Source organism: Pseudodonghicola flavimaris (assembly GCF_030164425.1).
Taxonomy (GTDB): domain Bacteria; phylum Pseudomonadota; class Alphaproteobacteria; order Rhodobacterales; family Rhodobacteraceae; genus Pseudodonghicola; species Pseudodonghicola flavimaris.
Map to the genome: position 1 here is coordinate 63,485 of NZ_JASNJD010000023.1, position 21,350 is coordinate 84,834.

Consider the following 21,350-nt stretch of genomic DNA (forward strand, 5'->3'; position numbering starts at 1 on the left):
AAGGAGGAACGCGCGATGAATCGTCCCACCGATCCGCACCAGATGGTGCAGGCTGCGACGCCCTTCGGGACCACCGAAGGTTATATGCCTGGATTTGGCAACGACTTTGAAACCGAAGCTCTGCCCGGCGCCCTGCCGCAGGGCATGAACAGCCCGCAGAAATGCAACTACGGGCTTTATGGCGAACAGCTCAGCGGCACGGCCTTTACCGCGCCGAGCCATCAGAACGAACGCACCTGGTGCTATCGCATCCGGCCGTCGGTCAAGCACAGCCACCGCTATACCAAGATCGACCTGCCCTACTGGAAGTCGGCCCCCAACGTCGATCCCGACGTGGTCAGCCTGGGCCAGTACCGCTGGGATCCCGTCCCGGTCAGCGATCAGCCGCTGACCTGGCTGACCGGCATGCGCACCATGACCACCGCGGGCGACGTGAACACCCAGGTCGGCATGGCCAGCCACATCTATCTGGTCACGGCCTCGATGAAGGACGATTACTTCTTCTCCGCCGATTCCGAGCTGCTGATCGTGCCGCAGGAGGGCCGGCTGCGCTTCGCCACCGAGCTGGGGATCATCGATCTCGAACCCAAGGAGATCGCGATCATCCCGCGCGGCCTGCTCTATCGCGTCGAAGTGCTGGAAGGGCCCGCCCGTGGCTTCGTCTGCGAGAACTACGGTCAGAAATTCGAACTGCCGGGCCGCGGCCCGATCGGCGCCAACTGCATGGCCAACCGCCGCGACTTCAAGACGCCGGTCGCCGCTTTCGAGGATCGCGACGCGCCCTCGACCGTGACGATCAAATGGTGCGGCCAGTTCCATGTCACCCAGATCGACCACAGCCCGCTGGATGTGGTGGCCTGGCACGGCAACTATGCGCCAGTGAAATACGATCTGCGCACCTACTGCCCGGTCGGCTCGATCCTGTTCGATCACCCCGATCCGTCGATCTTCACCGTGCTGACGGCGCCCTCCGGCGTACCGGGCACCGCCAACATCGACTTCGTGCTGTTCCGCGAACGCTGGATGGTGATGGAAGATACCTTCCGTCCCCCGTGGTATCACAAGAACATCATGTCCGAGCTGATGGGCAACATCTACGGCCAGTATGACGCGAAACCGCAGGGCTTCGTGCCGGGCGGGATGTCGCTCCACAACATGATGCTGCCGCACGGGCCGGACAAGAACGCCTTCGAGGGTGCCTCGAACGCCGATCTCAAGCCCGAGAAGCTCGACAACACCATGTCTTTCATGTTCGAAACGCGCTTCCCGCAGCACCTGACCGCCTTCGCCGCGAAGGAGGCCCCGCTGCAAGACGACTACATCGACTGCTGGGCCGATATCGAAAAGAAGTTCGACGGCACGCCCGGCAAGAAGTAAGCCGTAGGAACAATCGAATTTTCTTGCCAGGTTTCCCCCAGGGACTCCTGGCAAGACCCACGTAAGTTTTGGGAGACCCCATGCCCCTGATGAAAAGCTGGGTGGAAAGCGCCAATTCCGCCGACTGCCCCTTTCCGCTGAACAACCTGCCCTATGGCGTGTTCTCGACCGCTGACACCGAACCGCATTGCGGCGTTGCCATCGGCGATCAGATCCTTGACGTGACCGCCGCCGAAGAGGCCGGGCTGATCAGCCTGACCGATGCGCCGGTCTTCGACGTGCCGTTCTGGAACGCGCTGATGGAAGAAGGCCCCGCCGTCTGGGCCGCGCTGCGCGAACGTCTGACCGCGCTGCTGTCCGCAGGCGCCGACGAGGCCGACAAGGTCGCCGCCTTCCTGGTGCCGATGGCCGCGGCCGAGATGCACATGCCCTTCGCGGTCAGCGAATACACCGATTTCTATGCCGGCAAGCATCACGCCTTCAACGTCGGCTCGATCTTCCGCGGGCCGGAAAACGCGCTGCCGCCGAACTGGCTGCACATCCCCATCGGCTATAACGGCCGGGCCTCCTCCGTCGTCGTCTCCGGCACCGAGGTGCGTCGCCCCTGGGGGCAGCTCAAGGGACCGAACGACGCCGTGCCGCGCTTCGCCCCCTGTGCCCGCTTCGACATCGAGCTGGAAATGGGTGCCATCGTCGGCACCGCCTCGGACGGGCCGATCACCGTGCAGGAAGCCGATGACAACATCTTCGGCTATGTGCTGCTGAACGACTGGTCGGCGCGCGATATCCAGGCCTGGGAATACCAGCCGCTGGGGCCGTTCCAGGCCAAGGCGACGGCCACCACCATCAGCCCCTGGATCGTGACCAAGGCGGCGCTGGAGCCCTTCCGCACCGACACCCCGGCGCGTGAGGTCGAGCTCTTGCCGCATCTGAAGGACTGCGGCCCGATGCTCTATGACATCGCGCTCGAGGTCACGCTGCAGCCCGAGGACGGCACCGAAGCCACCATCTCCGAAACCAACTACAAGGAGATGTATTATTCCGCCGCGCAGCAGCTGGCGCATCACACCACTGCCGGCTCGCCGATGAACGTGGGCGATCTGCTGGGCTCCGGCACCATTTCGGGCCCGACCAAGGACAGCCGTGGCTCGCTGCTGGAAATCAGCTGGAGCGGCAAGGAACCGGTCGAACTGCCCGGCGGCGTCACCCGCAGCTTCATCGAAGACAACGACACGCTGACCCTGAAAGGGGCCGCCAAGGGCGATGGCTATACCATCGGCTTCGGTGATTGTGTCGGCAAGGTGGTGCCGGCGCTGGCCGACCCCTACGCGCGGGACTGATCCCCGCGGCTCAGACCGCTGCCTGCCAATCCACCACGGCGGGCAGCGGCCACAGCAGCATCAGGATGTTCAGCGCCAGCCCGTCGCGGATCAGCCAGGTGGTCAGCAGTTCGAAGCCAAGGACCACCGCCACGCTGGCCCAGACCGGCAGCCGCCGGGCCAGGGCAAATCCCAGCAGCATCGCCAGGATATCGCAGACGGAGTTGATCACCGCATCGCCGTTATAGGTCACCGACACGGTGGCGCTGCGATAACGTTCGATGATCCAGGGGGTATTCTCGACGATCTCCCAGGCGCATTCGACCAGCAGCGCCACGACCAGACGCCGGTCCAGCGACCAATTCCGCGCGACCCACCACAGCGCGGCATAGAACAGCAGGCCGTGCAGCAGGTGGCTAGGCGTATACCAGTCGAACAGCGACTGGCTGCTCGGTCCCGGGTCGCCCGGGGCATACCAGATTGCGACATGGCCGCAGGGGCAGATCAGATTGCGCCCCATCGCCCAGAGACAGAGCGCCGTGGCGGCAACGATCGCCGCGAGCAGAAATGCGAAGGACAGAGAGCCGGGCCGGCGTGAGGACTGCAGCATGGCGCGACATCACCATGCCGGCCCGGCCCCGTCCACCGAAAACCGGACCACCCCGGCCGGGCCGCGTGGCGGCGCCTTTCGTATGGCCGGGACAGACTGAACCCATTAGCCTCCGCCGCGACGTGCCCCGCCGGCGGGCCGAAGAACAGGAGAACGGACATGAGCGATACAGTGCTCTATGATTACTGGCGGTCCTCCGCCGCCTACCGGATGCGGATCGCGCTCAATCTCGCCGGGATCGACTATACCTCCGTCTCGGTCGACCTGACGAAGAAGGAACAGAAGGCCCCCGACCATGTCGCCCGCAACCCGCAGGGGCTGGTGCCGGTGCTGGATATCGACGGGCTGCGGCTGACCCAGTCGCTGGCGATGCTGGACTATCTCGATTCCACCCGCGATATGGGACTGCTGCCCAAGGAACCGGTGGAGCGTGCCCGGCAGATGGCCATCGCCCTGGCCATCGCGGTGGACATCCACCCGATCTGCAACCTGCAGGTCATCAACTATGTCGCCCAGATCACCGACGACAAACCCAACGTGCGCGAAGACTGGATGCAGCAGTTCATCCGCCCCGGTCTTGCGGCGGTCGAGGACATGCTGGCCGGCTTCGAACAGGCCCCCTTTGCCTGCGGCGATGCACCCGGCCTGGTCGATATCTGCCTGATGCCGCAGCTCTACAACGCGCATCGCTGGGGCGTCGATGTCTCCGACCTGACCCGCATCTGCGGGGTGGAAACCGCCTGCGCCGCGCATCCGGCTTTCGCCGCGGCCTATCCCGACGCCAACAAGCCGGCCTGATCGCCGCCTGTCCCGATGCCGTCGGGGGCCGCAACGGCCCCCGGCCCCTTCACCTCAGTCCGCCGCCCGGCCGGAGGACAGCTCGTTCAGCAGATCGAGCAGTGATTCATAGCGCTCCGCCCCCAGCCGTTCGCGCACGGCCTCGTTCAGGGCGATGCTCGCCTCCAGGTTCTCCGCGATCAGGGCGGAGCCCGCGGCGCTGATCTCGATGATCTGCTTGCGCCCGTCGGTCTGGTCCCGCCGCCGCGCGATCAGCCCGTGTTCTTCCAGCTTCTGCAAAATGCGCGTCAGGCTCGGCAACAGAAGACAGGCGACCTCGGCGATGCGGGTCGGCTCCATCGCGCCCCCCTCGTCCAGAACCCTGAGCACCCGCCACTGCTGTTCGGTGATCCCGACATTGGTCAGCATCGCCCGGATCGGGCCCATCACCTCTTCCCGCGCGCGCAGCAGCGCGATCGGCAGGGAGCGGTCGGTCGAGGGTAGTTTTCGGGTCATGAGAGAGTTTTGCCGATCCGCCACGACTCGCGCAATGCGAGAATCCGTCTTTTAGCTTGACGAATCTGCAAAATTCATGAACATGTTAATTATATGAAGGAAGGGAGGAGCCTCATGGCGCATCTGATGGTGGATTATTCCCCCAATGTAGAAGACTGGGTCGATATGGCCCGTTTCTGCGATGTGCTGCGGATCGCCGCCATCGAGACCGAAGCGCTGCCGATGCCCGGGATCCGGGTCCGGGCGATGCGCGCCGATCATGTCTCCATCGCCGATGGCAGCGACGCCCACGGCTATATCGACATCTCGGTCCGGCTGCGCGGCGGCCGCGATCTGGACACCCGAAAGGCGGCCACGGCACATATCTTCGCCGCCGCCGAGACCTTTCTGAAACCGGTGATGGCGACCCGCTCGCTCGCCCTGTCGCTGGAGATGCGCGACATCGATCCCGACCTTGCGCCGAAAACCGGCACCATCCGTGACCATCTGAAAAAGGGCTGATCCCATGACCGCCTTGACCGACAATCTGACCAAGCTCGACGGCTATCTGGCCCGCTTCCGGCCGCATGGCATTCAGAACCTGATCGCCGGGGAAACCCGGCCCGCCGCCTCCGGCTCCGTTTTCGACACGGTTTCCCCGGTCGACGAAAGCGTGATCTGCCCGGTCGCCCGCGGCGGGGTGGAGGACATCGACGCCGCCGCGCAGGCCGCCAAAGCCGCCTTTCCCGCCTGGCGCGACATGCCCGCCGCCGAGCGCAAGAAAATCCTGATCCGCATCGCCGAGCTGATCGAGGCCCGGGCCGAGGAAATCGCGCTCTGCGAATGCTGGGACACCGGCCAGGCACTGCGCTTCATGTCCAAGGCGGCGCTGCGTGGCGCCGCGAACTTCCGCTTCTTCGCCGACAAGGTGACCTCGGCCCGCGACGGGCAGAACCTGCGGTCGCCGACGCTGATGAACGTGACGACGCGGGTGCCGATCGGCCCGGTCGGGGTGATCACCCCCTGGAACACGCCCTTCATGCTGTCGACCTGGAAGATCGCCCCGGCGCTGGCCGCCGGCTGTACCATCGTCCACAAGCCGGCCGAATTCAGCCCGCTGACCGCCCGCATCCTGGCCGAGATCGCGCATGAGGCCGGCCTGCCCGACGGGGTGTGGAACCTGGTCAACGGCTTCGGCGAGGATGCCGGCCGTGCCCTGACCGAACACCCCGCGATCAAGGCCATCGCCTTCGTCGGCGAAAGCCGCACCGGCTCGATGATCATGAAACAGGGCGCCGATACGCTGAAGCGGGTGCATTTCGAACTGGGCGGCAAGAACCCCGTCGTGGTCTTCGACGACGCCGATCTGGACCGCGCGCTCGATGCCGCGATCTTCATGATCTATTCGCTGAACGGGGAACGCTGCACCTCGTCGTCGCGGCTGCTGGTGCAGGACACGATCGCCGATGAATTCGAGGCCAAGCTGATCGAGCGGGTGAACAACATCCGGGTCGGCCACCCGCTGGACCCGGAAACCGAAATCGGCCCGCTGATCCACAAGGTGCATTTCGACAAGGTGACCTCCTATTTCGACATCGCGAAACAGGATGGCGCCACCGTCGCCGCCGGCGGCTGCCGGGTCGGAGAGGAAGGCTGGTTCGTCCGCCCGACCCTGTTCACCGGCGCCAGCACCGACATGACCATCGCCCAGGAAGAGATCTTCGGCCCGGTCCTGACCGCGATCCGCTTCGCCGACGAGGCCGAGGCGCTGCAGGTCGCCAATGACACCGAATACGGGCTGACCGCCTATGTCTGGACCAACGATCTGACCCGCGCCCTGCGCTTTACCGATGCGCTGGAGGCCGGGATGATCTGGGTGAATTCGGAGAATGTCCGCCACCTGCCCACCCCCTTCGGCGGGGTCAAGGCCAGCGGCATCGGCCGCGACGGCGGCGACTGGTCGTTCGAATTCTACATGGAGCAAAAGCACATCGGCTTTGCCCTGGGCCAGCACAAGATCCCGCGTCTGGGCGCCTGAGCCCGACCCAATTGTCACGAGTGGTTTCAGGAGGAGGAGACCATGGGAGAAATCGTACTCGCCGCCAAATGCACCCATGTGCCGACCATGCTGATGTCGGAACAGCCGGGTCCTGTCGAGGGCAAGAGGCAACCCGCGATCGACGGCCACCGCGAGATCGCCCGCCGCGCCAAGGCGCTGGGGGCCGATACCGTGGTGATCTGCGACACCCACTGGGTGATCAACGCGGGCTTCCACATCAATGCCAACGCGCGGTTTCACGGGCTGTTCACCTCGAACGAGTTCCCGCAGTTCATCCAGGACCTGCCCTATGATTATCAGGGCAACCCCGAACTGGGCGATGCCATCGCCAAGGCCGCCTGCGATCTGGGCGCGCATACGCTGTCGCATCACCTGGACAGCCTGGAGCTGGAATACGGCACGCTGGTGCCGATGCGCTTCATGGCCCGCGAGCATGAGATGAAGGTCGTCTCCATCGCCGCCTGGTGCACGGTGCACGATCATCAGGAAAGCCGGCTGGTGGGTCAGGCGATCCGCAAGGCGGTGGAGGAGAGCGACAGCAAGGTGCTGCTGGTCGCCTCCGGCTCGCTCTCTCACAAGATCTGGGCGAACAAGGACTATGCCGCCAACAACGGCACCTTCACCATCAGCTCCGAATTCAACCGGCAGATGGACCTGCATGTGCTGGAGATGTGGAAGGCCGGCGATCACGCCACCTTCCTCAAGATGCTGCCGGAATACGCGCAATACTGCTGCGGCGAGGGCGCGATGCACGACACCGCCATGCTCTACGGCGCGCTGGGATGGGACCGCTACACCGCGCAATGCGAGGTGGTGACACCCTATTTCCCCTCCTCCGGCACCGGCCAGACAAATGTGATCTTCCCGGTTCAATAGACCGCGATGACCGAAGCGACATGCCCGCGCCCGGGACGCCGGCGTTTTCGTAAAACGCCCCCCGAACGTCTCGGACAAATCCGCTCCCGCCCCGCGCTGAGCCCCTGAAAGGAGCCCCCGAATGCCCATTCCCGCCCCGAACCTCTATCCGCCGTTCAACATCGTGCGGCTCAGCCATGTGGAGCTGATCGTCACCGATCTGGCGAAATCCCGCGCCTTCTATGTCGACACCCTGGGCCTGCAGGTCACCGACGAGGACAGCGAGGCGATCTATCTCCGCGCGCTGGAAGAGCGCGGCCATCACTGCATCGTCCTGCGCAAGGGCGATACCCCTGCGGCCCGCGATCTGGGCTTCAAGCTTTTCGGCGAGGAGGACCTGGACCGCGCCGAGGCGTTCTTCCGCTCTCGCGATCTGCCGGTGGACTGGGTGGAGCGCCCCTATCAGTCGCGGACCTTCCGCACCCGCGATCCTCTGGGCATTCCGCTGGAATTCTACGTGCAGATGGACCGGTTGCCGCCGATCCACCAGAAATACGCGCTCTATCGCGGGGTCAAGCCGCTCAGGATCGACCATTTCAACTGCTTCTCGCCGAATGTCGACGCCAGCGTGGCGTTTTACAACGAGATCGGCTTTCGGGTGACCGAATATACCGAGGACGAGCAGAGCGGCCATCTGTGGGCGGCCTGGTGCCACCGCAAGGGCGGCGTGCATGACATGGCCTTCACCAACGGCACCGGGCCGCGGCTGCATCACACCGCCTTCTGGGTGCCGACGCCGCTGAACATCATCGATCTGCTGGACCTGATGTCCACCACCGGCTGGGTCGACAACATCGAACGCGGCCCCGGGCGGCACGGGATTTCCAACGCCTTCTTCCTCTATATCCGCGACCCCGACGGCCACCGGATCGAGATCTACTGCTCCGACTACCAGACGGTGGACCCGGATCTGGAACCGATCAAATGGGACCTGAAAGACCCGCAGCGCCAGACCCTCTGGGGGGCGCCGGCGCCGCGCAGCTGGTTCGAGGAAGGCAGCCTGTTCGAGGGGCAGGAACCGGTCCCGGCGCAGCTGAAGGCGCAGCCGATCATTGCGCCGTGAGGAAGAGCGTCGCATTGCACATTCGGCGGGTTCATAAAACGATGGTTGCACCTGCCAGCGGGCAGGCAGGCGCGACAAAGGGACTGAGACATGAAGTGGACTGAATTCGCCGGATGGGGCCGCCGCGTGGCCGACTGGGCGCAGGAGTATCACCTGACGGTGGGGGATCGCCCGGTGCGGGCGCAGACCAGGCCGGGCGAGGTGCTGGACGCCCTGCCCGCCACCCCGCCGGAGACGGCCGAGGACATGGAACAGGTGTTCCGCGATTTCGAAGAGATCGTGATGCCCGGGATCACCCATTGGCAACACCCGCGGTTCTTCGCCTATTTCGCCTCCAACGCCGCCGCGCCCTCGGTACTGGCGGAATTCCTGGTGGCGGCCATCGCGCCGCAATGCATGCTGTGGCAGACCTCTCCCTCGGCGACCGAGATGGAAACCCGGATGATGGACTGGCTGCGCCAGGCCATCGGCCTGCCGGACGGCTTTGCCGGCGTCATTCAGGACAGCGCCTCCACCGCCACGCTCGCCGCGGTGCTGACCATGCGCGAACGGGCGCTCGACTGGCGGGGCAACCAGCAGGGCCTGCCCGGCCAGACGCCGCTGCGCATCTATTCCAGTGCCGAGGTGCATACCTCGATCGACCGGGCGATCTGGATTTCCGGCATCGGTCAACAGAACCTGATCCGCATCCCCACCACAGGCGACTGGCGCGGCATGGACCCCGTCGCGCTGGAGGCCGCAATCGAGGCCGATCTGGCCGCCGGGCTGACGCCTGCCGGGCTGATCCTCTGTGTCGGCGCCACCGGCACCGGCGCCACCGATCCGGTCGCCGATTGTCTGGCGGTGGCACGGAAATACGGGCTCTATACTCATGTCGATGCCGCCTGGGCCGGCAGCGCCATGATCTGCCCCGAGTTCCGCCCGTACTGGCAGGGCATCGAAGGCGCCGACAGCGTGGTCTTCAACCCGCACAAATGGCTCGGCGCGCAATTCGACTGTTCGGCGCATTTCCTGAAAAACCCCGACGATCTGGTGAAGACGCTGGCGATCAGCCCGGAATATCTGAAGACCCACGGCGCCGAGGGCATCATCAATTACTCCGAATGGTCGGTGCCGCTGGGCCGCCGCTTCCGCGCGCTGAAGCTCTGGTTCCTGATCCGCGCCTATGGGCTCGAAGGGCTGCGCGAACGGCTGAGAAACCATGTGACATGGTCGGTCCAGCTGCACGACAGGCTCGCCGCAACGCCGGAGTTCGAGATCGTGACCCCGCCGATGTGGTCGCTCTTCACCTTCCGCTATGTGCCCGAAGGGGCCGCGGACCGCGCAGAAGACCTCGACGATCTCAACCTCCGCCTGGTCAATGCGATCAACGACGACGGGCGGATTTACCTGACCCAGACCCGGGTCGACGGGCGGATCGCGATCCGCTTTCAGGCCGGGCAATTCGAAACCACCGAAGAGGATGTGATGATGGCCTATGACGTGATCACCGAAATCGCAGGAACGCTCGGATGAAGGGCTTTGCGAGTTATACCGCCAGCGGGCAGAGCTTTTATGGCGTGGCCACCGATCAGGGGATGATCGCCCTGTCGCCGGAGTTCCCGCAATACCCCACCCTGCGCGAGGTGATCGCGGCCGGCGCGCTGCATGACCTCTGGCAAGCGGCGCGCGGGCGCGCGGTGACCCACCCGACGGGGACGTTCGGCTACGACATTCCGATCCCCGCGCCGGAGAAGATCATCTGCGTCGGTGTCAACTTCCCCGACCGCAATGCGGAGTACAAGGACGGGCAGGAGGCGCCGCCGAACATGTCGCTGTTCATCCGCTTCCCGCGCAGCTTCACCGGCCACGACCGGCCGCTGATCCGCCCGCCGGAGACGCCGCAGCTGGATTACGAGGGCGAGATCGCCGTGGTGATCGGCAAGGGCGGGCGGCGGATTGCGCAGGCCGACGCCTATGACCACATCGCCGCGCTGACGCTATGCAACGAAGGCACGCTGCGCGACTGGGTGCGGCATGCCAAGTTCAACGTGACCCAAGGGAAGAACTGGGACAGCTCGGGCGCCATGGGCCCGTGGCTGGTCCCCTTCACCTCGCCGGCGCAACTGGACGATGTGCGGCTGACCACCACCGTGAACGGAGAGCTGCGCCAGGACGACCGCACCAGCCGCATGCTGTTCCCGATCCGGCGGCAGATCGAATATATCTCCACCTTCACCACGCTGGTGCCGGGCGATATCATCGTCACCGGCACTCCCACCGGCGCCGGCGCACGCTTCGATCCGCCAAAATACCTGGTTCCCGGCGATGTGATCGAGGTCGAGGCCGAGGGCATCGGCAGGCTGACCAATACGGTGGAGGACGAATGACCCCCGAGCAATATGACGAGGCCGCCGAAACCCTGTTTCGCGCCGAGGAGAGCGGCCAGCAATGCGGCCTGCTCTCGCTGCGCTATCCGGGGATGACGCTGGACGATGCCTATGCGGTCCAGTCGCGGCTGATCGCCCGCAAGCTGGCCGCCGGACGCAAGAAGATCGGCTGGAAGATCGGCCTGACCAGCCGCGCCATGCAGGACGCGCTGAAGATCGACACGCCCGACAGCGGCGTGCTGCTCGATGACATGCTCTTCGCCAATGGCGCCACGGTGCCGGCCGGCCGCTTCATCCAGCCCCGGATCGAAGCGGAGATCGCCTTCGTCATGAAGGCACCGCTGTCGGGGGCCGGTTGCGACCGCGCCGATGTGCTGGCCGCAACCGACTATGTCGCCCCCGCGCTGGAGATCCTCGACACTCGCGTGCTGCGCGCCGATCCCGTCACCGGCCGGGCCCGGGTGATCGCCGATACCATCAGCGACAACGCCGCCAATGCCGGCATCGTGCTGGGCCGCGAACGCCATCCCTCCGATACCGTCGATCTGCGCTGGACCGGCACCATCCTGAGCCGCGATGATGTGGTCGAGGAAACCGGGCTGGGCGCCGGCGTGCTGAACGATCCGGTGACCTCGGTGCTGTGGCTGGCGCGGCGCATGGCCGAATACGGTCAGGAGATCGCGGCGGGGGATATCATCCTCTCCGGTTCCTTCATCCGCCCGGTCGAAGCACCGCCCGGTTCCCGGTTTCACGCCGATTACGGATCCTTCGGATCGGTCGACATCACCTTCGCATAAGAGAGGTTTCAATGCCCGCCCCCAAGAATAGCTTCAAACAGGCGCTGGCCGATGGCCAGAAGCTGATCGGCTGCTGGATGAGTTTCGCCGAAGGTCCGGTGGCCGAGATCATGGGCACCGCCGGCTTCGATTGGCTGGTGCTGGACGGCGAACACGCGCCGAATGATCTGCGGTCGATCCGCGATCAGCTGATCGCGCTCTCCGCCAGCGACAGCCAGCCGGTGGTGCGGGTGCCGATCGGCGAGGCCTGGATGATCAAGCAGGTGCTGGATGCCGGCGCCCAGACGGTGCTGGTGCCGATGGTGGAAACCGGCGATCAGGCGCGCGAACTGGTCCGCGCCTGCCGCTATCCGCCCGAGGGCATGCGCGGGGTCGGCGCCGCCGGCGGGCGCGCCACCATGTTCGGCTCGATCCCCGATTACATCGCCACCGCCAACGACCAGATCTGCCTTCTGGTCCAGGTGGAGAGCCGCGCGGGCCTGGCCGCGCTCGACGATATCCTGTCGGTCGAGGGGGTCGACGGGGTGTTCATCGGTCCCGCCGACCTGTCCACCGATATGGGCTACAAGGGCGACAACACCGCACCCGAGGTCCGCGCCGCCATCGCCGATGCCTTCAGCCGCATCAAGGCCGCCGGCAAGGCCCCCGGCATCCTCGGCACCACCGAGGAATCGATCCAGGCCTTTTCCGACATGGGGGCGCAGTTCCTCGCCGTCGGCATCGACGTGCTGGTGCTTGCGCAGGCGGCGCGCAAGCTTTCGGCCCGCTGGAAACAGGGCTGACCGCCCCGCGCCAGGCAGCCGCCGCCGGGCGGCTGCCGCACCGTCAACCTTCGTGCGTATTTCCACGCAATTGACCCCTTCGCCCCCCCGGCGGTAGCGTGACCGCACCGGAAAGTCTTGCGCCGAAAGCGTGGCGCGCACGAGGGAGAGAGAACGTGAAACGCACATTTGCTGCGGCAATGGTGTCTGCGCTTGCGCTGGCGACCGCCGCTTCCGCCGAAATCAAGATCGCCCATGTCTACGGCAAGACCGGCCCCTATGAGGCCTATGCCAAACAGTCCCATGACGGGCTGATGATGGGGCTGGAATATGCCACCGGCGGCACCATGGAGATCGACGGCGAAAAGATCGTCGTGATCGAGAAGGACACCCAGCTGAAGCCCGAGAACGGCCGCGCCCTGCTGGAAGAGGCCTATGGCGACGACGAAGTCGACCTGGCCGTCGGCCCGGTCAGTTCCGGCGTGGCGTTGGCGATGCTGCCGGTGGCCGAGGAATACGAGAAAATCCTGATCGTCGAACCGGCGGTGGCGGATTCGATCACCGGCGAGAACTGGAACCGCTATATTTTCCGCACCGGGCGCAACTCGTCCCAGGACGCGGTGTCGAACGCCATCGCGCTGGCCGGCCCGGATGTGCATATCGCCACGCTGGCGCAGGATTACGCCTTCGGCCGTGACGGCATCGCCGCCTTCAAGGACGCGCTGGAAAGCGTCGGCAGCTCGGTGGAACACGAGGAATACGTGCCCACCGACACCACCGATTTCACCGCCGCGGCTGAGCGGATCTTCAACGCGATGAAGGACCTGGACGGCAAGAAGAAGCTGTTCATCATCTGGGCCGGCGGCGGCAACCCGATGAGCAAGATCAACGCGATGGACCCCAGCCGGTTCGGCATCGAGATCGCGACCGGCGGTAACATCCTGGCGGCGATGAAGGCCTACAAGGACTTCCCCGGCATGGAAGGCGCCACCTATTACTACTACGAGATCCCGAAGAACCCAGTGAACGACTGGCTGGTCAAGGAGCATGAGGCGCGCTTCGGCACCCCGCCCGACTTCTTCACCGCCGGCGGCATGGCGGCCGGTATCGCGGTGGTCGAGGCGATCAAGAAGGCCGGCTCCACCGATACCGAGGATCTGATCAGCGCCATGGAAGGCATGGAGTGGGAGACGCCCAAGGGCAAGATGATCTTCCGCCCCGAGGATCACCAGGCGCTGCAGTCGATGTATCACTTCAAGATCAAGGTCGACCCGAATGTCGAATGGGCGGTCCCGGAGCTGGTCCGCGAGCTGACCATCGACGATCTGCCGATCCCGATCCGTAACCAGTAATCCGTTCCCGTAGTGACCGGGGCAGAGCGGCCGGACCGCTCTGCCCCACCCGCGCCGCCGCCCGGCGCTGCCCTCCCCGCCCCGGCCGTCTGAGGCCCGGAGGCCGAGCGAAGGACAAGACAGAGTGACAGACCCCATTCTCAGAACCCAGGACCTGACCGTCCGTTTCGGCGGCCATGTCGCGGTCGATGCCGTCTCCTGCGCCTTTCAGGCCGGAGAGCTGACCGCCATCGTCGGCCCCAACGGCGCCGGCAAGACCACCTATTTCAACCTGATTTCCGGCCAGATCCCGGCCACCGCCGGCAAGGTGTTCCTGCGCGGCCGCGATATCTCGGGGCGGTCGGTGTCGCAGCGCACCCGCGCCGGCATCGGCCGCGCCTTTCAGCTGACCAACCTGTTTCCCGATCTGACCGTGCTGGAAAACGTCCGACTGGTGGTGCAGTCGCACTCCGGCCAGGGCTTCAACATGTGGTCGATGGCGGCGAAACACCGCGAGATGGTCGAGGCCGCCGAGGCGGTGCTGACCCGTGTGCGGCTGATCGACCAGCGCGATCAGGTCGTCTCCGAGCTTTCTCACGGCAACCAGCGCAAGCTGGAGGTGGCGCTTCTGATCGCGCTCGATCCGGCTGTCTACATGTTCGACGAACCCACCGCCGGGATGAGCGTGGACGAGGCGCCGGTGGTCCTCGATCTGATCGCCGAGCTGAAATCGCAGACCGACCGCACCATCCTGCTGGTCGAACACAAGATGGACGTGATCCGCACGCTGGCCGACCGGATCATCGTGCTGCACAACGGCGCGCTGGCCGCCGACGGGGCGCCCGCCGAGGTGATGGCCTCAGACGTCGTGCAGGAAGCCTATATGGGCAAGGAGCTGGAAGATGTCTGACCCGATCCTGACCCTGGAAGGCGTCTATACCAACATCGCGCAATACCACATCCTGCAGGGGGTCGACCTGCAGGTGCCGAGGGGCGCGGTGACCATGCTGCTGGGCCGCAACGGGGTGGGCAAGACCACCACGCTGAGAACCGTGATCGGCCACTGGCGCGCCCACAAGGGCCGCATCCTGTTCGACGGCGAGGATATCACCGCGCTGCCGACCCCGGCCATCGCCCGCGCCGGCCTGGGCTTCGTGCCCGAGGACATGGGCATCTTCTCCGACCTGACGGTGGAAGAGAACATGGTACTGGCGGCGGTGTCCGGCCCGATCGACAGCGCCAGGCTCGACTGGATCTTCTCGGCCTTTCCCCCGCTGAAGACCTTCTGGAAATCCGAAGCCGGCAACCTGTCCGGCGGACAGAAGCAGATGCTGTCGATCGCCCGCGCCATGGTGGAGGAGCGCAAGCTCTATCTGATTGACGAGCCGACCAAGGGGCTGGCGCCGGCAATCGTGTCGACCATGGCCCGCGCCCTGAAGGACCTGAAGGAACAGGGCGCCTCGATCCTGCTGGTGGAACAGAACTTCGCCGTCGCCCGCGCCCTGGGGGATACCGCCAACGTGATGGACGACGGGCGGATGATCTGGTCCGGCGCCATGGCCGAGCTCAGCAATAACGCGGAGCTGCAGGAGAAGCTGATGGGGCTGAGCCTGGATGCCCATCACTGAGCCGCGGCGGCCGATGCCGGATTTGAGTATTTTGACAGAGAAGAAGCAGCAGGGCGCCATGCAGGGCCCCGGGGCTGCGCGAAGGGAAGAGGCGCAGGAGATGACGATCATGCGGGAGGGGCGGCGATGACCACGGCGGCGCCGAAACACAAACCCAAGATGGCCGAGCTGAGCCTGGGCCAGCGGCTGGCGCCCTGGATGCCGGTGCTGCTGGTGCCGGTGCTGGTGGCGCTGGGGGCCATCGCCATTCCGCAGACTTCCAGCTGGCTGACGCTGACCGTATCCGGCCTGGCGATGGGGATGATGATCTTCATCATGGCCTCCGGGCTGACGCTGGTCTTCGGGCTGATGGACGTGATCAACTTCGGCCATGGCGCCTTCGTGTCGATCGGCGCCTTCGTCGGTGTCTCGGTGCTGCTGGTGCTGGGGCAGATGAGTGGGGCGCCGTCGCTGGGGCTGAACCTGATCGCGCTGCTCCTGGCGGTGATCGGCGCCATGGCGGCGACCGGTGCGGTCGGCTGGGCCTTTGAGAAGGTGATCGTGATGCCGGTCTACGGCCATCACCTGAAGCAGATCCTGGTGACCATGGGCGGGCTGATCGTGGTGGAGCAGCTGATCGTCGTGCTCTGGGGTCCCGAGGAGATCTATATCACCCGGCCGGAGAGCCTGAAGGGCGCGATCACCTTCGCCGGTGCTGCGCTGGAGAAATACCGGCTGGTCGCCGTGGTGGTGGGGCTGATCGTCTTCGCCGCCATGCGCTTCGTGCTGCGCCGCACCAAGATCGGGCTGATCGTGCGCGCCGGCGTGCAGAACGGCGAGATGGTCGAGGCGCTGGGATACCGGCTGCGCCGGGTCTTCGTCGGTGTCTTCATCGCCGGTTCCGCGCTGGCCGGCCTCGGCGGGGTGATGTGGGGTCTCTATCAGGAGGTGATCACCGCCCATATGGGCAATGACGCGATGATCCTGATCTTCATCGTGGTGATCATCGGCGGGCTGGGCAGCGTCGAGGGCTGTTTCATCGGCGCGCTGCTGGTCGGGCTGCTGCAGAACTATGTCGCCTATATCGAACCCAAGGCGGCGCTGATTTCCAATATCGCCCTGATGGTGCTGATCCTGATGTGGCGGCCGATGGGCATGATCCCGGTGGTGAAGGCGAAATGACGATGTTCCGATCCATTCTGTCCGGCGACATGCCGCGGTCTGTCGTGCTGTCGGTCGTTCTGACGGCGATCTTCGTCGGGCTGGCGCTGGCTCCCTTCCTGTTCCCCGGCGTGCGCACCGTCGACACCGCCGCGCGGATCAGCGTGTTCATCGTGCTGGTGGCGAGCTACGACCTGCTGCTGGGCTATGGCGGCATCGTCAGCTTCGCCCATACGATGTTCTTCGGCATCGGCGCCTATGGCGTGGCGCTGGGGCTGACCCATCTGGGCCGTGGCTTTGACGCGATCCTGATCGGCGCGCTCGGCGGGACGCTGGTTTCGGCGGTACTGGCGCTGCTGATCGGTCTCTTCTCGCTTCGGGTGCGGGCAATCTTCTTCGCGATGATCACCCTGGCGGTGGCCTCCGCCGTGGCGGTGCTGGCCAGCCAACTTTCCGGGTTGACCGGGGGCGAGGACGGGCTGACCTTCAAGCTGCCGCGCGAGCTGGGACCGGCATTCAAATTCGGCAAGGAGGCGCTGGGGGGAGAGCTGTTCGGGGTCAAGCTGAACGGCAAGCTGCTGGCCTATTACTTCGTCTTCATCGGCGCGCTGGTGCTGTTCCTGCTGTTGCTGCGGGTGGTGAATTCGCCCTTCGGCCGGGTGCTGCAGGCGATCCGGGAAAACGATTTCCGGGCCGAGGCGATCGGCTACCGCGTGGTCTATTACCGGGTGGCGGCGACCTGCCTGTCGGCATCGGCGGCGGCGCTGGCCGGGGCGCTCTATGCGGTCTGGCTGCGCTATGTCGGGCCCGATACCACCCTGTCGATGGAGCTGATGATCGATATCCTGCTGATGGTGGTGATCGGCGGCATGGGCACCATGTATGGCGCGGTGGTCGGCGCGACGCTGTTCGTCGTCGCCCAGAACTACCTGCAGAACCTGATGGGGGCCGCCTCCGGCCTGGTCGAAGGCATGCCGGTGCTGCCGCAACTGCTCAGCGCCGACCGCTGGCTGCTGTGGCTGGGCGTGCTGTTCATCCTCAGCGTCTATTTCTTCCCCACCGGCATCGTCGGCCGGCTGAGAAACGGACGCTGAGCCATCAGCTGGATTTGAGCCTGCGGGCGGCTTCGGTATAGCCGCCCGCGGCGCCATCGACGAAATGCATGTGATCGTCGCGGCTGGCCGAAGGCACGAAACAGGTGACCAGCGCCTCCGCCTGATCGAACAGCCCGTAGCGGATCAGCCCGGCCTCCGCCCCCCGGCGCAGCACCGTCTCGATCCGATCCCGGGTGGCGGCATCGCAATCCAGCGTCATCTTCAGCCCATCGTCCATCTTGCGGAAATCGGCGTTGACGCTGACCTGCCGGGCATAGTGGCCGGCATCGAAATCCCCCAGCCTGAGACCGAAGCGCAGCAGCACGAAGGCCATCAGGTGAAACAGCAGCACGCCGGTGAGCCGCCGTGGCAGCGACCCCTGCCCGTGGGTCGCCCGCGCCTCCAGCCGCAGCCCGGCCGGCGGCCAGCGCAGCGGAGGCCCCTGGGGCGGCACCGGATGGCCGCTGCGGCTGAGATGACTGGCGATCTCGACCACCTGGGCGGCGATGTCGCGAAACCCCTCGGCCGGCGCCCCCGGCACCGGCAGCACCACCAGCGACAGGATCAGCCCGTTCTGCGCCCTGAGGTTGGCCCAGCGGCAGGACAGGCCGGTCAGGTCGGGGCGGCTGCCCGGCGGCGCCGGCGGCACAGCATCGGCGCCCGCCTTCATCCGCGCCTCGGCCAGGGCCATGCCGCCACCGGAGAACATGGCGTAATCCGCCGCCTCCGCCCCCTGCCCCGGATCCGGCGCATAACGGGCAACGCGCAGATCGACCCCCTCGGCCCGCAGGGTCGCCACCGGCACCAGCGCCGCCCGCAACGCGACGGAGAACTCCTCCTCCGCCCAGCGGCGCAGCTCCGACAGCGTCCGCCGCGCCGCCGCGCCGGCGGAGGGCGGCACCGCGAAAGCGGCCCCGTCACCGCCGAAGACAAAGGGAAAGGGGGCGCCCTGAAGCGCGTTTGCCAGCGCCGCGATCACTGCCGCACCGATCATGTTGACCGTCTTGTACTGGCCCTGGGCAATCTGCGCCGTGGAGGAAACGATATCGGCGGTGCCGACCAGCCAGTCGTCCGGCAGCGCGGTATAGCCTTCGCCGGCAGCCAGGGCGGCGAAATCGGTCACCGGGGCAATCCCGGCATAGACATCCTGCGGCGCTGCCATCGGCGGGCCCTCCCCTGCGCTGTCGCCCTTTCAAGATAGGGACGCCACGGAATGGATCCAGTGCGGTTCGGGGCGGACGGCAACGGCTTGCCCCCATCGCGCCGACATGCGACCCAGTGCCGTCCGATATGGCAACGCAAGGGGAGGTGCGACGCGATGATGGGCTTGATCTGGCTATGCCTGGCCTATGTGCTGAGCCAGTTTTTCCGCGCATTCCTGGCGGTTCTGAGCACTGTCCTGGAACAGGACATCGGGGTGAGCGCCCAGAACCTGGCCGATGCCTCGGGGATGTGGTTTCTCGCCTTCGCGCTCATGCAGCTGCCGGTCGGCTGGGCGCTGGACCGGATCGGGCCACGGCGCACCGCATCGGTCCTGCTGCTGATCGGCGGCGCCGGCGGGACGGCGCTGTTTTCTCTCGCCAGCGGACCGGGGATGCTGGGGCTGGCGATGGCGCTGATCGGGATCGGCTGTTCGCCGGTGCTGATGGCGTCCTATTACATCTTCGCCCGCGAATACCCGCCCCGGCACTTCGCCACGCTGGGGGCGCTGATGCTGGGGGTCGGTTCGGTCGGCAACCTGATCGCCTCCTATCCCACCGCGCTTGCCGCCGAGCTGATCGGCTGGCGCGGCACCATGCTGCTGCTCTGCGCGGCGAGCGCGGCGGTGGCAGTCGGCCTGTTCGTCACGGTGCGCGATCCCGCCCCGGCCGAGGGCGATCACAGGGGGTCGGTCCTCGATCTGCTGAAGCTGCCGGTCCTGTGGCTGATCCTGCCGATGATGTTCGTCTCCTACGCGCCCTCGGGCACCCTGCGCGGGCTGTGGATCGGCCCCTATCTGGCGGATGTCTTCGGCATGGATACGGCGCGAATCGGGCAGGCGACGCTGGTGATGGGGGTGGCGATGATCCTGGGCACGCTGGCCTACGGGCCGATGGACCGGCTCTGCCGCAGCCGCAAATGGCCGATCGCGGTTGGCGGCATCGGCACCGCCGCGGCGCTGGCGGCCCTGAGCCTGCAGATCGACAACACCCCGGCGCTGTCGCTGGCGCTGATGGCGGCGGTGGGGGTCTTCGGCGGCTATTTCCCGGTGATCATCGCCCATGGCCGCGCCTTTTTCCCGGCGCATCTGGTCGGGCGCGGCGTTACCCTGATGAATCTGTTCGGAATCGGCGGTGTCGGGCTGATGCAGCTGGCCACCGGCCGACTGCATGCGGCGACCGAGGCCCAGGGCCTGACCGCCCCCTATGTGGCGATCTTCCTGTTTCTGGCGCTGGTGACCGTGCTCGGAACGGCGGTTTACCTCTTCAGCCGCGACAGTCTGGATTAGAATCCCTTTTGTCTTGGCCGCAATACCTGTAGAAGGCCGCAGCCGGCCGCTTGGCCGGCCGAAACCGCAAGAGAGGATATTATGGGTTATCGCGTCGTCGTCGCGGGCGCCACGGGCAACGTGGGTCGCGAAATGCTGAACATCCTGGCCGAGCGCCAGTTCCCGGTGGATGAGATTGCTGCTCTGGCCAGCCGCAAGTCTCTCGGCACTGAGGTGAGCTTCGGCGACAAGACTATCAAGACCCAGGATCTGGACACTTTCGACTTCACCGGCTGGGACATCGCGCTCTTTGCCGTGGGCTCGGGGCCGACCAAGGAATACGCGCCGAAGGCTGCTGCCTCCGGCTGTGTCGTGATCGACAACAGCTCGCTCTACCGCTACGATCCGGACATCCCGTTGATCGTGCCGGAGTGCAACCCGCAGGCGATCCACGGCTATTCCAAGAAGAACATCATCGCCAACCCCAACTGCTCCACCGCACAGATGGTGGTGGCGCTGAAGCCGCTGCACGATCGCGCCAAGATCAAGCGCGTGGTGGTATCGACCTATCAGTCGGTGTCCGGCGCCGGCAAGGAAGGCATGGACGAGCTCTGGGATCAGACCAAGGCCGTCTACAACCCGACTGCCGAGATCGAGCACAAGAAATTCACCAAGCAGATCGCCTTCAACGTGATTCCGCATATCGATGTCTTCATGGATGACGGCTCGACCAAGGAAGAATGGAAGATGGTCGCCGAGACCAAGAAGATCATCGACCCCTCGATCAAGGTCACCGCGACCTGCGTGCGGGTGCCGGTCTTCGTCGGCCACTCCGAAGCGGTGAACATCGAATTCGAGGATTTCCTCGATGAGGACGAGGCCCGCGACATCCTGCGCGAAAGCCCCGGCGTCATGGTCATCGACAAGCGCGAGGACGGCGGCTACGTCACCCCGGTGGAATGCGTCGGCGATTTCGCCACCTTCATCAGCCGGATCCGCCAGGATTCGACCATCGACAACGGCCTGAACCTGTGGTGCGTCAGCGACAACCTGCGCAAGGGCGCGGCGCTGAACGCGGTGCAGATCGCCGAACTGCTGGGCCGCGAGGTTCTGAAGAAGGGCTGATCGCCCATCCGACCGAGACAGAC

Annotated in this window: 21 protein-coding genes; 18 read left to right on the forward strand and 3 right to left on the reverse strand. The window is 65.7% G+C overall.

The genetic code is table 11. The annotated features are described in order from the left end of the window. Window positions 1–15 precede the first annotated feature (15 nt). Together hmgA and fahA are read left to right on the forward strand one after the other, a co-directional pair. Window positions 16–1,377 carry a homogentisate 1,2-dioxygenase gene (gene hmgA / locus QO033_RS21595; RefSeq protein WP_284482972.1) on the forward strand — a complete coding sequence of 454 codons (1,362 nt, stop codon included), beginning with the start codon at window positions 16–18 and terminating at the stop codon, window positions 1,375–1,377. 80 nt (window positions 1,378–1,457) lie between these two features. Continuing rightward, window positions 1,458–2,717, forward strand: coding sequence for a fumarylacetoacetase (fahA, locus tag QO033_RS21600; RefSeq protein ID WP_284482973.1), 1,260 nt, complete (start codon window positions 1,458–1,460; stop codon window positions 2,715–2,717). A gap of 10 nt (window positions 2,718–2,727) precedes the next feature. On the opposite strand, the gene QO033_RS21605 is transcribed toward fahA, so the two are convergent. After that, the gene (locus QO033_RS21605) at window positions 2,728–3,306 is read right to left on the reverse strand and encodes a DUF2585 family protein (RefSeq protein WP_284482974.1); all 579 of its coding nucleotides are present in this window, start codon (window positions 3,304–3,306) and stop codon (window positions 2,728–2,730) included. A gap of 159 nt (window positions 3,307–3,465) precedes the next feature. On the opposite strand from QO033_RS21605, the gene maiA reads away from it, so the two are divergent. After that, window positions 3,466–4,104 carry a maleylacetoacetate isomerase gene (gene maiA, locus QO033_RS21610; protein ID WP_284482975.1) on the forward strand — a complete coding sequence of 213 codons (639 nt, stop codon included), beginning with the start codon at window positions 3,466–3,468 and terminating at the stop codon, window positions 4,102–4,104. 54 nt (window positions 4,105–4,158) lie between these two features. Here the strand turns inward: maiA and hpaR are convergent, their stop codons facing one another. Continuing rightward, a complete protein-coding gene (gene hpaR, locus QO033_RS21615; protein ID WP_284482976.1) occupies window positions 4,159–4,599 on the reverse strand; it encodes a homoprotocatechuate degradation operon regulator HpaR in 441 nt (146 codons plus the stop codon). A 114-nt stretch (window positions 4,600–4,713) separates the two neighbouring features. On the opposite strand from hpaR, the gene QO033_RS21620 reads away from it, so the two are divergent. The 13 genes from QO033_RS21620 (at window position 4,714) to QO033_RS21680 (ending at window position 17,735) form a co-directional block, all read left to right on the forward strand. Continuing rightward, window positions 4,714–5,100, forward strand: a complete 387-nt coding sequence (locus QO033_RS21620; protein ID WP_284482977.1) for a 5-carboxymethyl-2-hydroxymuconate isomerase — start codon at window positions 4,714–4,716, stop codon at window positions 5,098–5,100. 4 nt (window positions 5,101–5,104) lie between these two features. Beyond that, a complete protein-coding gene (hpaE, locus tag QO033_RS21625) occupies window positions 5,105–6,616 on the forward strand; it encodes a 5-carboxymethyl-2-hydroxymuconate semialdehyde dehydrogenase (RefSeq protein ID WP_284482978.1) in 1,512 nt (503 codons plus the stop codon). A 42-nt stretch (window positions 6,617–6,658) separates the two neighbouring features. Further along, window positions 6,659–7,513 carry a 3,4-dihydroxyphenylacetate 2,3-dioxygenase gene (hpaD, locus tag QO033_RS21630; protein ID WP_284482979.1) on the forward strand — a complete coding sequence of 285 codons (855 nt, stop codon included), beginning with the start codon at window positions 6,659–6,661 and terminating at the stop codon, window positions 7,511–7,513. Between the two features lie 121 nt (window positions 7,514–7,634). Continuing rightward, complete coding sequence (hpaD, locus tag QO033_RS21635) at window positions 7,635–8,615, forward strand: 3,4-dihydroxyphenylacetate 2,3-dioxygenase (protein ID WP_284482980.1); 981 nt, start codon at window positions 7,635–7,637, stop codon at window positions 8,613–8,615. A gap of 90 nt (window positions 8,616–8,705) precedes the next feature. Beyond that, the gene (locus tag QO033_RS21640; RefSeq protein WP_284482981.1) at window positions 8,706–10,130 is read left to right on the forward strand and encodes a pyridoxal phosphate-dependent decarboxylase family protein; all 1,425 of its coding nucleotides are present in this window, start codon (window positions 8,706–8,708) and stop codon (window positions 10,128–10,130) included. Further along, window positions 10,127–10,984: a fumarylacetoacetate hydrolase family protein gene (locus QO033_RS21645; protein WP_284482982.1), complete on the forward strand. Its 858-nt coding sequence runs from the start codon at window positions 10,127–10,129 to the stop codon at window positions 10,982–10,984. The genes QO033_RS21640 and QO033_RS21645 overlap by 4 nt, the downstream gene beginning before the upstream one ends. Beyond that, window positions 10,981–11,781, forward strand: a complete 801-nt coding sequence (hpaH, locus tag QO033_RS21650; RefSeq protein ID WP_284482983.1) for a 2-oxo-hept-4-ene-1,7-dioate hydratase — start codon at window positions 10,981–10,983, stop codon at window positions 11,779–11,781. The genes QO033_RS21645 and hpaH overlap by 4 nt, the downstream gene beginning before the upstream one ends. A gap of 11 nt (window positions 11,782–11,792) precedes the next feature. Continuing rightward, a complete protein-coding gene (locus tag QO033_RS21655) occupies window positions 11,793–12,563 on the forward strand; it encodes an HpcH/HpaI aldolase family protein (protein WP_284482984.1) in 771 nt (256 codons plus the stop codon). Window positions 12,564–12,718: 155 nt separating this feature from the next. Then, complete coding sequence (locus QO033_RS21660; RefSeq protein WP_284482985.1) at window positions 12,719–13,894, forward strand: substrate-binding domain-containing protein; 1,176 nt, start codon at window positions 12,719–12,721, stop codon at window positions 13,892–13,894. Window positions 13,895–14,018: 124 nt separating this feature from the next. Further along, the gene (locus tag QO033_RS21665; protein ID WP_284482986.1) at window positions 14,019–14,783 is read left to right on the forward strand and encodes an ABC transporter ATP-binding protein; all 765 of its coding nucleotides are present in this window, start codon (window positions 14,019–14,021) and stop codon (window positions 14,781–14,783) included. Continuing rightward, on the forward strand, window positions 14,776–15,501 hold the full coding sequence (locus QO033_RS21670; protein ID WP_284482987.1) for an ABC transporter ATP-binding protein: 726 nt from the start codon (window positions 14,776–14,778) through the stop codon (window positions 15,499–15,501). The genes QO033_RS21665 and QO033_RS21670 overlap by 8 nt, the downstream gene beginning before the upstream one ends. A 126-nt stretch (window positions 15,502–15,627) precedes the next feature. Continuing rightward, complete coding sequence (locus tag QO033_RS21675; protein ID WP_284482988.1) at window positions 15,628–16,662, forward strand: branched-chain amino acid ABC transporter permease; 1,035 nt, start codon at window positions 15,628–15,630, stop codon at window positions 16,660–16,662. Window positions 16,663–16,664: 2 nt separating this feature from the next. After that, window positions 16,665–17,735 carry a branched-chain amino acid ABC transporter permease gene (locus QO033_RS21680; protein WP_284482989.1) on the forward strand — a complete coding sequence of 357 codons (1,071 nt, stop codon included), beginning with the start codon at window positions 16,665–16,667 and terminating at the stop codon, window positions 17,733–17,735. 4 nt (window positions 17,736–17,739) lie between these two features. Here the strand turns inward: QO033_RS21680 and QO033_RS21685 are convergent, their stop codons facing one another. Then, window positions 17,740–18,897, reverse strand: a complete 1,158-nt coding sequence (locus tag QO033_RS21685; protein ID WP_284482990.1) for a DUF3095 domain-containing protein — start codon at window positions 18,895–18,897, stop codon at window positions 17,740–17,742. 156 nt (window positions 18,898–19,053) lie between these two features. Between QO033_RS21685 and QO033_RS21690 the strand changes: the two genes are divergently transcribed. Together QO033_RS21690 and QO033_RS21695 are read left to right on the forward strand one after the other, a co-directional pair. Continuing rightward, complete coding sequence (locus QO033_RS21690; protein WP_284482991.1) at window positions 19,054–20,223, forward strand: MFS transporter; 1,170 nt, start codon at window positions 19,054–19,056, stop codon at window positions 20,221–20,223. Window positions 20,224–20,304: 81 nt separating this feature from the next. After that, on the forward strand, window positions 20,305–21,327 hold the full coding sequence (locus QO033_RS21695; protein ID WP_284482992.1) for an aspartate-semialdehyde dehydrogenase: 1,023 nt from the start codon (window positions 20,305–20,307) through the stop codon (window positions 21,325–21,327). The last annotated feature ends 23 nt before the right edge of the window (window positions 21,328–21,350 follow it).

Coding starts and splice junctions, on each gene's coding strand:
- hpaE (WP_284482978.1), top strand. CDS start 5,105: ATGACCGCCTTGACCGACAATCTGACCAAGCTCGACGGCTATCTGGCC.
- hpaD (WP_284482979.1), top strand. CDS start 6,659: ATGGGAGAAATCGTACTCGCCGCCAAATGCACCCATGTGCCGACCATG.
- QO033_RS21690 (WP_284482991.1), top strand. CDS start 19,054: ATGATGGGCTTGATCTGGCTATGCCTGGCCTATGTGCTGAGCCAGTTT.
- maiA (WP_284482975.1), top strand. CDS start 3,466: ATGAGCGATACAGTGCTCTATGATTACTGGCGGTCCTCCGCCGCCTAC.
- QO033_RS21605 (WP_284482974.1), bottom strand. CDS start 3,306: ATGCTGCAGTCCTCACGCCGGCCCGGCTCTCTGTCCTTCGCATTTCTG.
- QO033_RS21680 (WP_284482989.1), top strand. CDS start 16,665: ATGTTCCGATCCATTCTGTCCGGCGACATGCCGCGGTCTGTCGTGCTG.
- QO033_RS21655 (WP_284482984.1), top strand. CDS start 11,793: ATGCCCGCCCCCAAGAATAGCTTCAAACAGGCGCTGGCCGATGGCCAG.
- QO033_RS21695 (WP_284482992.1), top strand. CDS start 20,305: ATGGGTTATCGCGTCGTCGTCGCGGGCGCCACGGGCAACGTGGGTCGC.
- hmgA (WP_284482972.1), top strand. CDS start 16: ATGAATCGTCCCACCGATCCGCACCAGATGGTGCAGGCTGCGACGCCC.
- QO033_RS21675 (WP_284482988.1), top strand. CDS start 15,628: ATGACCACGGCGGCGCCGAAACACAAACCCAAGATGGCCGAGCTGAGC.
- hpaD (WP_284482980.1), top strand. CDS start 7,635: ATGCCCATTCCCGCCCCGAACCTCTATCCGCCGTTCAACATCGTGCGG.
- fahA (WP_284482973.1), top strand. CDS start 1,458: ATGCCCCTGATGAAAAGCTGGGTGGAAAGCGCCAATTCCGCCGACTGC.
- hpaH (WP_284482983.1), top strand. CDS start 10,981: ATGACCCCCGAGCAATATGACGAGGCCGCCGAAACCCTGTTTCGCGCC.
- QO033_RS21640 (WP_284482981.1), top strand. CDS start 8,706: ATGAAGTGGACTGAATTCGCCGGATGGGGCCGCCGCGTGGCCGACTGG.
- QO033_RS21620 (WP_284482977.1), top strand. CDS start 4,714: ATGGCGCATCTGATGGTGGATTATTCCCCCAATGTAGAAGACTGGGTC.
- QO033_RS21670 (WP_284482987.1), top strand. CDS start 14,776: ATGTCTGACCCGATCCTGACCCTGGAAGGCGTCTATACCAACATCGCG.
- QO033_RS21645 (WP_284482982.1), top strand. CDS start 10,127: ATGAAGGGCTTTGCGAGTTATACCGCCAGCGGGCAGAGCTTTTATGGC.
- hpaR (WP_284482976.1), bottom strand. CDS start 4,599: ATGACCCGAAAACTACCCTCGACCGACCGCTCCCTGCCGATCGCGCTG.
- QO033_RS21685 (WP_284482990.1), bottom strand. CDS start 18,897: ATGGCAGCGCCGCAGGATGTCTATGCCGGGATTGCCCCGGTGACCGAT.